Origin of the sequence: Candidatus Marifrigoribacter sp. Uisw_064 (assembly GCF_047730175.1) — a bacterium.
Lineage (GTDB): Bacteria > Bacteroidota > Bacteroidia > Flavobacteriales > Flavobacteriaceae > Marifrigoribacter.
The window spans coordinates 2,704,477-2,717,578 of sequence record NZ_CP159833.1 but is presented as its reverse complement, the minus strand read 5'-3'; the positions used below and the strand labels follow the sequence as shown (position 1 = coordinate 2,717,578).

The following is a 13,102-nucleotide window of genomic DNA, read 5'->3' as shown; positions in this document are numbered from 1 at the left end:
ATGAAAAAAGTTTTATTTATAGATAGAGATGGAACACTGGTAATTGAACCTCCCGTAGATTTTCAATTGGATAGTTTAGAAAAATTAGAGTTTTATCCTGGAGTGTTTCAAGGGCTTTCAAAAATTATAAATGAATTGGATTATGAATTGGTTATGATAACTAACCAAGATGGTTTGGGAACGGATTCTTTTCCAGAAGAAACCTTTTGGCCAGCGCACAATAAAATACTTCAAGCCTTTAAAAATGAAGGAATTGAATTTAGTGAAATCCTCATAGACAAAAACTTTCCGGAAGAAAATGCTCCCACAAGAAAACCTAGAACGGGATTATTGAACAAGTATATTTATGGCAATTACGATTTAGCAAACTCCTATGTAATTGGAGATAGAGCAACGGATATTGAATTAGCTACCAACTTAAAAAGTAAAAGCATATTTATTGGGGAGAACAATGAGATTGCAACCTTAGTAACTACCAATTGGAATGAGATTTATCTGAACTTAAAAGCTGAGCCTAGAAAGGTTCAAATCACAAGAAAAACCAAAGAAACGGATATCAATATTGAATTGAACCTTGATGGAAGTGGAAAGGGGATTTTTAAAACTGGTTTAGGATTTTTTGACCATATGTTAGAACAGATTTCTAAACACGGAAATATAGATTTAAAAGTTGAAGTTAAAGGGGATTTAGAGATTGATGAACACCACACGGTTGAAGATGTTGCACTTACATTAGGGGAGGCGTTTTTAAAAGCTTTAGGATCTAAAAAAGGAATAGAACGTTATGGCTTTTTATTACCAATGGATGAATGCTTAGCTCAAGTTGGTATTGATTTTGGAGGTAGGCCATGGTTAGTTTGGGAAGCTGATTTTAAGAGGGAAATGGTAGGAGAGATGCCAACAGAAATGTTTATGCACTTTTTTAAATCCTTTACCGATACGGCTAAATGTAATTTAAATATTAAAGCTGAAGGAGAGAATGAACATCACAAGATTGAGGCAATATTCAAGGCTTTTGCTAAGGCAATTAAAATGGCAAAAACTCAAACAGATAATTATTCAATACCAAGTACAAAAGGAACATTATGATTGCTATAATAAAATACAATGCCGGGAACATTAGCTCTGTGCAAAATGCATTAACAAGATTGGGTTATGAGAGTATAATTACAGATGATGAAACCCTAATACTAAGTGCTGATAAAGTTATATTACCTGGAGTAGGAGAAGCCAGTTCTGCCATGAAATACATGATTGAAAAAGGGTTAGACAGAATAATACTGTCAATCAAAAAACCAATGCTTGGTATCTGTTTAGGACAACAATTAATGTGTGAGTTTTCAGAAGAAGGAAATACTAATTGCTTAGGGATATTTAATACCCAAGTAAAGAAGTTTCCTGCTACAGATATAGTTCCGCACATGGGTTGGAATAGCTTTGCGAAAATAGAAGGGGATTTGTTTAAAAAAATAGAACCAAAAGATAATGTCTACTTCGTACATAGTTATTATGCTGAAATTAATGAACAAACAACAGCTGTTTGTGATTATATAAAACCCTTTAGTGCAGCAATGCAATATGACAACTTTTACGCTACTCAATTTCATCCTGAGAAATCAGCTGATATCGGTGAGCAAATACTTAAAAACTTTCTTGAATTATGAGAATAATACCAGCAATAGATATTATAGATGGCAAATGTGTAAGGCTATCAAAAGGAGATTATAACACTAAAAAAATATACAACGAAAACCCTCTGGAAGTTGCCAAAGAATTTGAGGCTAGTGGAATAAAATATTTACATGTTGTTGATTTAGATGGGGCAAAATCTAAGCACATTGTTAATTATAACATTTTGGAGTCCATTGCCTCTAAAACCAACTTAATAGTAGATTTTGGTGGAGGAATAAAAACAGATAAGGATATTGAGATAGCCTTTAATAGTGGTGCTGCACAAATTACTGTAGGTAGTATTGCTGCAAATAACCCAAGTAAGTTTTTAGAATGGTTGACTAACTATGGTTCAGAAAAAATTATCCTTGGAGCAGATTGTATGAATCGAATGATTTCAACCAACGGTTGGTTAAATAAATCTGATATTGATGTAATTGATTTCATCAAAGACTATGAAGCAAAAGGAATTAAGAATGTTATCTGTACAGATATTGCTAAAGATGGAATGTTAGCTGGAGCATCTAATGCCCTTTATCAAGAAATAATGAGTGAATCTAACATTAAATTAATCGCAAGTGGAGGAGTATCTAGTATTTATGACCTCTATCAATTAATAGCATTAGGATGTGAAGGTACAATCCTTGGAAAAGCCATTTATGAAGGAAATATAACCTTAAAACAACTGCAAGAATTATGTTAAAGAAAAGAATAATACCCTGTTTAGACATTAAAGATGGGAGAACGGTAAAAGGGATAAACTTTGTTGACATACAAGATGCTGGTGATCCAATTGACTTAGCAAGGAACTATGTAAAACAAGGAGCTGACGAATTGGTTTTTTTAGATATTACTGCAACAATTGAAAATCGTTCAACCTTAATTGAATTGGTTAAAAAAATAGCTGAGGAAATCAATATACCATTTACGGTAGGAGGTGGAATAAATAGTGTTGAAGATGTCGCAAAACTAATAGATGCAGGAGCTGATAAAGTGAGTATAAATTCTTCAGCAGTAAAAAGACCAGCATTAATCACAGAAATCGCTAATCAATTTGGTAGTCAGTGTATTGTAGTTGCTATTGACACCAAATTTGAGGATAATGAATGGCAGGTTTTTGTACACGGAGGTAGAACATTAACACCTTTAAAAACGGTGTGTTGGGCAAAGAAAGCTGAACAATTAGGTGCCGGAGAGATCTTGTTAACCTCAATGAATAATGATGGTACCAAAGCAGGTTTTGCAATAGAAATAACAAATGAAGTAAGTACAGCAATCAATATTCCTGTAATAGCTTCTGGTGGTGCAGGAAGTAAAGAACATTTTAAAAATGTATTCGAACAGACTAAAACCACAGGAGGTTTAGCTGCTAGTATTTTTCACTATGGAGAAATACCAATACCAGAATTAAAAAATTATTTAAAAGAACAACATATAGCCATCAGATAAAAAAAAGATATGACAATAGATTTTAACAAAGATCCTAAGGGGTTAGTACCCGTAGTGATTCAGAACAACAATACCTTACAAGTTTTAATGGTGGGATATATGAATGAGGCAGCATTCTTAAAAACACAAAAAGAACAACGCGTAACATTTTTTAGTAGGAGTAAAAACAGGCTTTGGACAAAAGGTGAGGAGTCAGGTAATTATTTAACCGTAAAGGACATTCTAATAGATTGTGATAACGATACCTTATTAATTAAAACTACACCTTCGGGACCAACTTGTCATACAGGAGCTACTTCTTGTTTTAAAGAAGAAACACCTAAAGGATTTATCTATGAACTCGAAGCAACCATCAACCAACGAATTGATGACAATGATAAGGGTTCATATACCAATCAACTATATCGAAGAGGTATTAATAAAGTGGCTCAAAAAGTAGGAGAAGAGGCTGTAGAATTGGTTATTGAAGCAAAAGACAATGATGCTACTCTTTTCAAAAATGAAGCTGCAGATTTAATGTATCACTACTTAATACTTTTGAAAGCAAAAGGCTTTGGAATGAATGATATTGAAAAGACATTAATGGATAGGATTAAGTAGGTTCTATTTAAAACAATAGTAACCTTGCGATTAAATTGAAGGATGAGATTAGGCGTTAGCCATACTCATTCAAGATTCACGAATTCCTATTTATCAAATAGAAGTGGAGCGAGAAACCAACTTGTTGGTTCACTACTACAATATTAAAAATTGTGGTAAGGAGTAAAACACTCTTTTTACCAAACGTTACTGAGCTTGACGAAGGATAGGGGCGAAGTATGATGTGTGTGAATTATATAAGTACTATAATACTTTATTATTTATAGATTATTTGTTGTTTCTGAAATTTACAGAGCACCATTTATTTAGGGCATAAAATATTAATTATACAGTATAAATAAATATTCATAAATTAGATTTCTAAAAAAAAGATAACATGAAACAATCTAAACTTCTATTTATAATCAGTTTCATGTCACTTTTAGCTTGCGCTCAAAAAAACAAATCTAAAGTAGTAGCAGAAACACTTACTTCCATTAATTACAAAACTGAAGTTGTCGTACCTGATTTAAATATCCCATGGGGCTTCGTTTTTCTTCCAGATGGAACGCTATTAATTACAGAGAAATCAGGCGAATTACTACATTTTAAGGAGGGTGAAAAAATAATAATTGAAGGACTTCCTGAAGTGTATTTACGCGGACAAGGAGGCTTATTAGATATAGAATTACATCCCGATTACAATCAAAATGGTTGGTTATACATTACGCATGTATCTTCTGAAGGAGAAGGGGATGGTGGAAATACCGCTTTAATAAGAGCAAAGCTTAGCGGCAATAAACTAAAAAATGTGGAGCGATTATATAAAACAGGTCCAAACTCTAAACGGGGGCAACATTTTGGATCTCGTATAACGTTTGATAATGATGGATTTTTATATTTCTCTGTTGGAGATCGTGGAAATAGAGATTTAAATCCACAAGATATAACGCGTGATTGCGGAAAAATATACAGACTAAATGCAGATGGTAGTATCCCAGAAGATAATCCTTTTGTAGAGACTCCCAATGCTAAAACAGCTATTTTCAGCTATGGCCATAGAAATCCACAAGGCATGGTTAAACATCCAGAAACTGGAAAAATATGGATACACGAACATGGTCCAAAAGGGGGTGATGAAATTAATATTATACAAAAAGGTAAAAACTTTGGTTGGCCAATAATCAGTTATGGAATAAATTATAGTGGTACAACACTTACAGAAAACACTGCGCTACCAGGAATGGAACAACCCTTATTTTATTGGGTTCCATCCATTGCACCCAGTGGTATGGCTTTTGTAACTTCAGATATATATCCAGATTGGAAAGGAAACCTTTTAGTGGGGTCATTAAAATTTGGATACCTAGAACGACTGGTTTTAAAGAACGATAAAGTGGTGACACGTTATAAGTTATTAGAAGGAATGGGACGTGTTAGAAGTGTAAGACAAGGACCTAACGGTTATATATATGCAGCTTTAGAAGGTGTTGGTATCGTAAAAATTATTCCAAATAAATAAAAAATACATGAAATTACTTAGTTGTTTAATTCTATCTATACTAGTGTCTTTACTAATTATTTCTTGTAAAACAGAAAAAAAAGAATACAAGCCTCATCAACCTATTCAAAGGAATGAATTAGAAGTGAGTATTAAGAGAGGTAACGATATCTATTCAAATTTTTGCATCTCTTGTCATTTACCAAATGGAAAAGGGGTAAAAAACATATATCCGCCATTATCCGATTCAGATTATTTAAAAAATAATAGAGACGCAAGTATTAAGGGGCTTAAATACGGCTTAAAGGGTGAGATTATAGTAAATGGAACCAAATACAATAGTTTTATGCCACCCATGGGGTTAGGTGATGATGAAATCGCGGATGTAATGAATTATATTAATCATAGTTGGGGTAATAAATATGGAAAAATTGTTACCGTAGAAGAAGTTCGTAAAATCAAAAAATAACTGACTGTATTAAAATTAATTTTAGTCTTCTTAAAAAGTTTCTTCTACAATGTTAATGAAACCCTTTAGGGTTTACGAGTACCTATCTATAAAATAAGAAAGGTGGCGAGCAAACACTCTTTTTACGAAACGACGATAGGAGTGAAGTGTAATGTGCATGGAATGCTACTGGAAAATATATGGGTTTTATTTCTATTAGGTTTTCCTGTTTCCTGATATCGACATTAAAATTATAACAAGGTTTCTAACTTCTCAAAAAATATTTTTACGTCCTCTAATTTTATAGGCTTTATGATGTAGTCAGAAATTTCACTTATTTCACTTGCTCTTTCGATATCGATAGGATTAACTGAAGAACTCCACATAAAGATGTTTACCTTTTTTTTGATTTCAGTTTTTACGCTTGCATATTCTTCCATAAACTGCCACCCATCCATGATTGGCATATTGAGATCAAGAAAAATAATATCTGGTATATTTTCATTAATTGATTTATTATCAGTAAGGTATTGAATGGCTTTTTCTCCATCCGAAAAAGTAATAACCCTTTCTGCTTGTTTATTATGATTAATAATCCTCGTTAACGTGAATTGATATATTTCATCATCATCTATTATACCAATCAAAGGTCGTTTTCTTATCATAATATATTTTTCTTTAAAACTATTTTGAAAGTTGTTCCTTTATCTACCTCACTTTCTACAGTTATAGAACCACCTATTGCTTCTATTTGGGTCTTAGTCATAAAAAGCCCAACTCCCTTAGAATCTGGATGCCTATGGAATGTGTTATTTAGTCCAAAAAGTTTATGCCCATGTTTTTGTAAATCTATTCCTAATCCATTGTCTTTAGCAATAAACATTACATCATTATTATTATTAATCTCTGTGCTGAAATGAATCTTAGCAATACGATCAGGTGAACTATATCTAATAGAATTAGACAAGAGGTTTAGCATAATACTTTCCATGTAAAGTATTGGATATTCTATATTAGGGGACTCAGAAAAGTTTGAGGTTACTACTGCTTTTGAATCCAATATTTGATTATCTAAAATCTCTAGTGTTTTATGAAAAATGGAATCAAAAATAATAGGATCATGTGTAATGCCTTCATTCCCTTGTATTTTTACCGACTCAATTAATTCACTCAATGTGTCATTAAGATGACTTATAACTATTTCTACTTTAGAGAAAAGCATGCCCTTGTCTTCTAAATCTGTACTTTCTTTATAGAAATCCTTTAATGCCATAAGGTTACTAACAGGTGCTCTTAAATTATGAGATGCGATATGCGCAAAACTTGAAAGCTGTCTATTCTTGTTTTCTAAATGCAGGTTGAATTCCTCTAATTGTGATTTTTGTTTCAAAATTAATTCGGCACGACTTAGTAATTCTTTATTGATATCTATCAATTCATTAGAAAGGTCATTTGCCTTTCTTTTAGCTATTAAAAGTTCTTGTTCATATTTTTTCCTTTGAGAAATATTGAATATTGCAGACTGAGTAAACAAGAGAATTCCCTCTTTATCTTTAACTTCCACTGAGTTAATGAGAACAGGGAATTTAATACCCTCTTTTTTTATAAAATTGAAATTTATTTCTTCTATTGTTCCTTTTAACTTTAATGCTGGGGAAAAAACGTTTTCAAAATATATTTTACCTCCCTGAGACAGAAAATCTGTAATCTTTTTTTTGCCTATTACTTCTTCTCGAGTATAGTTCGTTAGATCTAAAAACCTATTATTGGAATCAATAATAGTACCATCGGGTAATGAACAAAAATAGCCACTAGGAAAGTTGTTGTAAAGTTCTTTATAATCTATATTGTAAATCATTAGTTGTTCTGGTTTTGTGAGCAACTATATTAAATGTTTTTTCATAGCCTCAATCGTTTGACTAGGTGCACTAAGGTGTGGACAGTGGCCCGTTGTTTCTAACACTTCAAGTTTACTATTAGATATATTATCATGTACAAACTGTCCTACTTTGATAGATGCAATAGCGTCAGTTTTAGATTGTACTATAAGAGTATCAGTAGTGAGCTTTTTAAGATCACTTCTATTATCTCCCAGAAAAGTTACTCTCGCAAAATGTCTTGCTATTTTAGGATTATTTTGACAAAAACTTTCTTCTAATTCTGCTGCTAATTCTGGTCTATCAGGATTGTCCATTATAACAGACGCCATTGCGCTAGACCAACCTAAATAATTAGAATCTAAAGTTTCCATAAGATCGTCAATATCGTTCTGAGAAAATCCGCCAAAATAATTTTCACAATTAATATATCGTGGAGATGGACCAATCATAATTAATTTTTTAAAGAGAGCAGGCCTTTTTATAGCAGCGAGAAGCCCTATCATGGCGCTCACAGAATGCCCGACAAAACAAACATGCTCTAATTTTAAAGCATCACATATTTCGATTACATCATCAGCATAACCTTCAAGCGAATTATACTTCTCATAGTCATACGAATTCTCATCTGATTTTCCTGAGCCTACAAGGTCAATAAGAATTATTTTGTAATCATCTTTAAATTGAGGAGTAATAAATCTCCACATATTTTGATCACATCCATATCCATGAACCAAAAACATAGATTTGCTACCAGTGCCATAAATTGTAATATTGTTTCTGGCTATTATTCTTTGTAACATACAGTTGTTTATAGTGTGAATAGAATATCTTTCTATCTTCTGACATTTCTAGTGCTTTTTATACATTATTGGCAAAAGAAATATTACGATCTAATTTTAATAATGAAAAGGTTTTTTTTATATTCATCATTTCTATTAAATTATCTTCTATTAGCAAAACGTTAAAATCTTTAATTATACTTAATTATTGGTTTTACATCTTTTTTTAAATTTACTGTATTCATAAAAAACTGATTCTTAATTTAGACTAAACAAGTTAATGTGTAAGTGAGATGCAGAAAAGTATCGATGAATAGTAAATATAAACTATTAACGATTTTTAAGAAACCAATGTATTGAAGTATTCGAAATTTCACCTTTAGAAATTGTGCTACTTAACATAATATAAATGGTTGTGATAAAAAAGATTAATTGAAATTCTAAATATAATAAGTGTATAGAATTTTATTTTTACTCACATATTTAATTATTTGCAGAAACTTAAAATGTGTTCGTGAATCTCGTAAACTCGATTTAGCTCAGCGCTACTATTTTATTGGAGCTCGTGAATCTCCTAAAAATTCGATTTAATGACCTGTAAGTACTAATGAGAGGCATGCTAGAAGTGTTTCCTGAAAATTAATAAAATAGTTACTTGTCTTCTGTGAGAGAAGAACCATAGCTTTCAGTCGCCTTTTTAATGTTTTCTGAAAGGGATTTCAACCAACTCATATGATTGGCAATCAAATAGGCTTCTTGAAGACCATGAAGCGTTTCAGTGTCTAATTCAGTATTACCTTGTCTGATATTTTCATCTCGCATATTTGATAATTGTTGGTATTTTTCCAATAACTTATCTTGTGCGTGTTCAGCGGTTTCTTCAGTAACTTTTTTTTCGATTTTTGCATGGTCTAGTCTATCGTAAGACATCTGTAGTGTATTAGAAATTTTTTTAATAAGTATATTAAATTCTATTGAAGCAGGGGTGGTTTTATGATTGATGATAAAATTACGGATGGACGCGATTGCCGAAATCATTGTCTGGTTAAGCGTTACAATTTCATAAATCAGCTGAAATTCTTTCTGTTTCGATTTTGGATCCTGGGTCAATCGTTGGAAGGCTGCATTTAAATTACTGATGGCAAGAAATGCTTCTTTCCTTGCCACATTATAAGAGAGTTTATATTTCGATGGATCTTGATACAACTCTTGTGTTGCTAAAAGATATTTTTTATTCATTTCTAAAGCGTTCAGAAGGACCTGTTTTAAGTTATCGGCTTCCCAAGTTGGCAAGAGAATATAAGTAGCAACGACAGCAATAACGGATCCAATAATAGTATCGATTACGCGATATTGAATCACTTCAAAGGCATCAGGGTTAATGAAGGAATACACAAAGATGATCGTAATGGTGATTAACGCAGCAGCAGACTTATAATTCTGCTGAATTAATGAAAATGCCAAAACCAAAGAAACAACGGCCAATACAGCATAGACTACTACATTTTGAGTAATCAGCACAATACCAATAGCAACAGCAGCACCGATAAGTGTACCAATAACACGATCTTTTGAACGCTCTTTGGTTAGACCATAGCTAGGTCGCATAATGACAATGATAGTCAGCAAAATCCAATAGGTGTTTTGGATGTCAAAAAGAAAGCCTAACAGGTATGCAAATACAATTGTTATCGCAAGGCGCAATGAATGTCTAAACATCGTGGATTCCAAACTTAAATTTTCAAAAAGGATATTCAATCTGTATTCTTGGAGTGTTAAAAACTGACTCGAATCTTGTCTTTTTAAAGATAGTTTGGAGACGTCTTTGACATTCGCCATTACACGTCTAACAGCCCTTATTTCTTGAAGCAGTTGTTCTTGATAATCGTATAGGTTCTTCAATACCAAAGCACCTTCACGCGCTTCAGGTAATTTGACGGAGTCGATGTAATTTGTGATAGATTCGTTGGCTTTTGATAATGCATTTAATAGCATATCTTTATTTGGTATTTTATCATTTTGAATTAATAATTCGGACAAACGTATGAGATGGTTGCCCATGATTTTGTTCAGATTTTTGGAAGCTTTTAGAAATTCTTTACGCTTGCCAAAAATTCTATCGATCCTATCATAATCCAAATGTGTTGCTTCAATCAATTCGAAGATATTGATAGAAGAAAGAAAAAGCAATAATTGCTTTTCTTCATAATGCGTGCGTCCAGAACGCTTACGGTGGGTAAGTAGGGTTTCTCGGAGTGTTTCGTGCTTTTCGTTAATTTGATGTTGAATGACGAAGGTTTGTTTCAGGAGTTCATCACGCATGGTTTTCTTTGTTAATAATTTGGACCGTAATTTTAGATACTCACCAATAAGCAGAAGCGTATCTGACAATAGCTGGTTCTGATCTTTTTTAGGTGCAAGTTTTTGAAAAATAAAGGATACGGCCAAATACCAAAGACCACCAGCTCCCATTAAGGCAACCTGAACCAAAATATCATGCGCTGTTTCTTTTTGAATGGCAAATGCTAATACCATTGCCAATAAGCCAGAAAAGGATACCAAAGATCCTCTAAAACCATAAACCGAAATCAGCGACACAACAAACGTAATGGTTGCAAGTGCGACCAACAGAAGGGGTAGGAAAGGTTTTGAAAATAGGATTATGGCGGTAACAACCATCGTTAATCCAATACTGATCAAAATGGCATTGACCTTACGTTTGACACTTCCCGGTATATCGCCTGGCGCATTTAAAAAAGCACCTACAACAAGAGCTGGAGCATATTCAAAATACCCTAAAAAATACATTATGGCAAAGGGCGTAGTAATCCCTACCCCAAGCCGAATTCCTCGGTCAAAGTTGGAGCTTTTTAGAAATAATTCTAGTTGTTTGAGTATTTCCTTCAAGCAGTTTTACAATTTGATTGTAAAGTTAGGGTAATTGAGGTAAATTATAACCTCGTAAGATTATTATAGTTGTTGTTTGATCATGAATGTCGAAATTATAAGCAAGGATAAGTCTGAGAAAATAAAATCTGTAATTAATTAAAGTTTGAGAATATAAATAAGCAATTGCATTAAAATTGATCCGTATTGTTAATAAAATGTGCAGCATTCACTAACACGTCTAAAACAATAGTAAAGACCATTGTGTAGAATATTCAAATTAAATAAATACAATTAGCTTGACATAATTACTATCGATATAAGTCTAAAGACGTTATATCTGATATTATGTGTAAATAGCCTAAAATACGGCTATACAGGAATTACTGTAAAATGTACTATAATTTATATTATGTCAAATAGAGTATTTAATAGTTAGTGATCAAAACGATACTTCTCTTACAATCTGTTTTAATTAGTTTCTACCCTTCCTCTGTAATTATCATATCGAATGCATACGACAGTTTTGGATTCGTACTATCAATTCTATTTTTATACTAATGTCAGCTTTCTTTATTCCTTTAAAATCAAAAGCAGTTGCATCACCACAGATAACAATCATAAAGCATGTTAAATACGTATAATCCCCTAAAATTTGTTTTACTTTTGCACAATGCCCAAATCCAAAGTTTCCCAATTCGAATTTGTTGCCTTAATGGCCTCTTTAATGTCTGTAGTAGCCTTGGCTATTGATGCATTATTACCAGCTTTAGACATTATAGGAATTGCAGTTGGCACCGATCAATTGGCAGATAATCAATTGTTGATTACCATGATCTTTGTAGGTCTTGGTATTGGCCCCTTGATCTTTGGCCCTTTGTCTGATAGTCAAGGTCGAAAACCTATTGTATATATAGGTTTCGCCGTTTTTATATTTGCTAGTTTTATCTGTGTATATGCCTCAAGCCTAGAAATGATGGTCCTTGGAAGAATCCTTCAAGGGGTTGGTCTTTCTGCTCCTCGTACCATAAGTATTGCTATTATTCGTGATATGTATGAAGGTGATTATATGGCGCGGATCATGTCGTTTGTAACGGTTGTGTTTATATTAATTCCTGTGATAGCTCCTGCCTTAGGTAAATTTATCTTGGATCATTACGATTGGCAAACTATATTCTATATTCAAATAGTATTTAGCCTTTTAGTTGCCTTCTGGTTTTGGAAACGACAAAAAGAAACCTTAACCCAAGAGAAACGGATTTCGTTTAACCATAAGGTCATTTTAAATGGTTTTAAACAAATATTCCAACAACGCCGAACCATGGCATTTACCTTAATCTCTGGTTTTGTAGTAGGTTCTTTCTTGGTATATTTAAGTAGTTCGCAACAAATATTTCAGGAACAATACGGTCTTAAAGATGAATTTCCATACATATTCGCAGGCCTGGCCATTGTATTTGGATTTTCAATTTTCTTAAATGCAATGCTAGTAGTTCGCTTCGGAATGGAAAAACTAGTCAGTTATGCCCTCTTTCTATTCTTTGGGGTTTCACTTTTATATGTTGTTTTATTCTATGGAGCGCCTAATCCGAGTATAGAAATTGTACTTACTTTTTTTGCTTTGCAATTTTTCGCTATCAGTTTTCTCTTCGGAAACTTACGAGCACTTTCTATGGAACCTGTGGGTCATATAGCAGGAATTGCAGCAGCAATCACTGGATTTATTTCTACCTTAATGGCAGTTCCTATCAGTATTATTATTGGTAGATATATTTCAGATACCGCTCTCCCACTGTTTTTAGGGTTTTTAGGCTGTTCATTTCTTTCACTATTCATCTTGTTTTATGTAAAAAGATATGGGCGTAAATAAAATGCCCTCCATTTTTATTACATACTGAAAATAAAGATT

At 32.8% G+C, this 13,102-nt stretch carries 12 protein-coding genes; 8 read left to right on the top strand and 4 right to left on the bottom strand.

Translation table 11 applies throughout. From position 1 onward, the window contains the following. The 7 genes from hisB to ABXT64_RS12165 all read left to right on the top strand — a co-directional run bounded on the left by hisB (position 1) and on the right by ABXT64_RS12165 (position 5,669). A complete protein-coding gene (gene hisB / locus ABXT64_RS12195) occupies positions 1 to 1,089 on the top strand; it encodes a bifunctional histidinol-phosphatase/imidazoleglycerol-phosphate dehydratase HisB (protein WP_443633211.1) in 1,089 nt (362 codons plus the stop codon). After that, on the top strand, positions 1,086 to 1,664 hold the full coding sequence (hisH, locus tag ABXT64_RS12190; protein WP_443633210.1) for an imidazole glycerol phosphate synthase subunit HisH: 579 nt from the start codon (positions 1,086 to 1,088) through the stop codon (positions 1,662 to 1,664). The genes hisB and hisH overlap by 4 nt, the downstream gene beginning before the upstream one ends. Beyond that, positions 1,661 to 2,374, top strand: coding sequence for a 1-(5-phosphoribosyl)-5-[(5-phosphoribosylamino)methylideneamino]imidazole-4-carboxamide isomerase (gene hisA / locus ABXT64_RS12185; RefSeq protein WP_443633209.1), 714 nt, complete (start codon positions 1,661 to 1,663; stop codon positions 2,372 to 2,374). The genes hisH and hisA overlap by 4 nt, the downstream gene beginning before the upstream one ends. After that, positions 2,368 to 3,120: an imidazole glycerol phosphate synthase subunit HisF gene (gene hisF / locus ABXT64_RS12180; protein WP_443633208.1), complete on the top strand. Its 753-nt coding sequence runs from the start codon at positions 2,368 to 2,370 to the stop codon at positions 3,118 to 3,120. Before hisA ends, hisF begins: the two co-directional genes overlap by 7 nt. 9 nt (positions 3,121 to 3,129) lie before the next feature. Then, a complete protein-coding gene (hisIE, locus tag ABXT64_RS12175; RefSeq protein ID WP_443633207.1) occupies positions 3,130 to 3,720 on the top strand; it encodes a bifunctional phosphoribosyl-AMP cyclohydrolase/phosphoribosyl-ATP diphosphatase HisIE in 591 nt (196 codons plus the stop codon). A 376-nt stretch (positions 3,721 to 4,096) separates the two neighbouring features. After that, the gene (locus ABXT64_RS12170) at positions 4,097 to 5,221 is read left to right on the top strand and encodes a PQQ-dependent sugar dehydrogenase (protein ID WP_443633206.1); all 1,125 of its coding nucleotides are present in this window, start codon (positions 4,097 to 4,099) and stop codon (positions 5,219 to 5,221) included. A gap of 7 nt (positions 5,222 to 5,228) precedes the next feature. Next, positions 5,229 to 5,669: a c-type cytochrome gene (locus ABXT64_RS12165; RefSeq protein ID WP_443633205.1), complete on the top strand. Its 441-nt coding sequence runs from the start codon at positions 5,229 to 5,231 to the stop codon at positions 5,667 to 5,669. Positions 5,670 to 5,899: 230 nt separating this feature from the next. On the opposite strand, the gene ABXT64_RS12160 is transcribed toward ABXT64_RS12165, so the two are convergent. The 4 genes from ABXT64_RS12160 to ABXT64_RS12145 all read right to left on the bottom strand — a co-directional run bounded on the left by ABXT64_RS12160 (position 5,900) and on the right by ABXT64_RS12145 (position 11,214). Beyond that, positions 5,900 to 6,313 carry a response regulator gene (locus tag ABXT64_RS12160; RefSeq protein WP_443633204.1) on the bottom strand — a complete coding sequence of 138 codons (414 nt, stop codon included), beginning with the start codon at positions 6,311 to 6,313 and terminating at the stop codon, positions 5,900 to 5,902. After that, the gene (locus ABXT64_RS12155) at positions 6,310 to 7,506 is read right to left on the bottom strand and encodes an ATP-binding protein (RefSeq protein WP_443633203.1); all 1,197 of its coding nucleotides are present in this window, start codon (positions 7,504 to 7,506) and stop codon (positions 6,310 to 6,312) included. The genes ABXT64_RS12160 and ABXT64_RS12155 overlap by 4 nt, the downstream gene beginning before the upstream one ends. A gap of 24 nt (positions 7,507 to 7,530) precedes the next feature. Then, positions 7,531 to 8,328, bottom strand: coding sequence for an alpha/beta fold hydrolase (locus tag ABXT64_RS12150; RefSeq protein ID WP_443633202.1), 798 nt, complete (start codon positions 8,326 to 8,328; stop codon positions 7,531 to 7,533). Positions 8,329 to 8,958: 630 nt separating this feature from the next. Next, the gene (locus ABXT64_RS12145; protein WP_443633201.1) at positions 8,959 to 11,214 is read right to left on the bottom strand and encodes an FUSC family membrane protein; all 2,256 of its coding nucleotides are present in this window, start codon (positions 11,212 to 11,214) and stop codon (positions 8,959 to 8,961) included. A gap of 652 nt (positions 11,215 to 11,866) precedes the next feature. Here ABXT64_RS12145 and ABXT64_RS12140 point away from each other — a divergent pair. Further along, the gene (locus tag ABXT64_RS12140; RefSeq protein WP_443633200.1) at positions 11,867 to 13,063 is read left to right on the top strand and encodes a multidrug effflux MFS transporter; all 1,197 of its coding nucleotides are present in this window, start codon (positions 11,867 to 11,869) and stop codon (positions 13,061 to 13,063) included. Positions 13,064 to 13,102 lie beyond the last annotated feature (39 nt).

Coding starts and splice junctions, on each gene's coding strand:
- ABXT64_RS12165 (WP_443633205.1), top strand. CDS start 5,229: ATGAAATTACTTAGTTGTTTAATTCTATCTATACTAGTGTCTTTACTA.
- ABXT64_RS12150 (WP_443633202.1), bottom strand. CDS start 8,328: ATGTTACAAAGAATAATAGCCAGAAACAATATTACAATTTATGGCACT.
- ABXT64_RS12140 (WP_443633200.1), top strand. CDS start 11,867: ATGCCCAAATCCAAAGTTTCCCAATTCGAATTTGTTGCCTTAATGGCC.
- hisA (WP_443633209.1), top strand. CDS start 1,661: ATGAGAATAATACCAGCAATAGATATTATAGATGGCAAATGTGTAAGG.
- hisIE (WP_443633207.1), top strand. CDS start 3,130: ATGACAATAGATTTTAACAAAGATCCTAAGGGGTTAGTACCCGTAGTG.
- hisB (WP_443633211.1), top strand. CDS start 1: ATGAAAAAAGTTTTATTTATAGATAGAGATGGAACACTGGTAATTGAA.
- ABXT64_RS12170 (WP_443633206.1), top strand. CDS start 4,097: ATGAAACAATCTAAACTTCTATTTATAATCAGTTTCATGTCACTTTTA.
- hisF (WP_443633208.1), top strand. CDS start 2,368: ATGTTAAAGAAAAGAATAATACCCTGTTTAGACATTAAAGATGGGAGA.
- ABXT64_RS12160 (WP_443633204.1), bottom strand. CDS start 6,313: ATGATAAGAAAACGACCTTTGATTGGTATAATAGATGATGATGAAATA.
- hisH (WP_443633210.1), top strand. CDS start 1,086: ATGATTGCTATAATAAAATACAATGCCGGGAACATTAGCTCTGTGCAA.
- ABXT64_RS12155 (WP_443633203.1), bottom strand. CDS start 7,506: ATGATTTACAATATAGATTATAAAGAACTTTACAACAACTTTCCTAGT.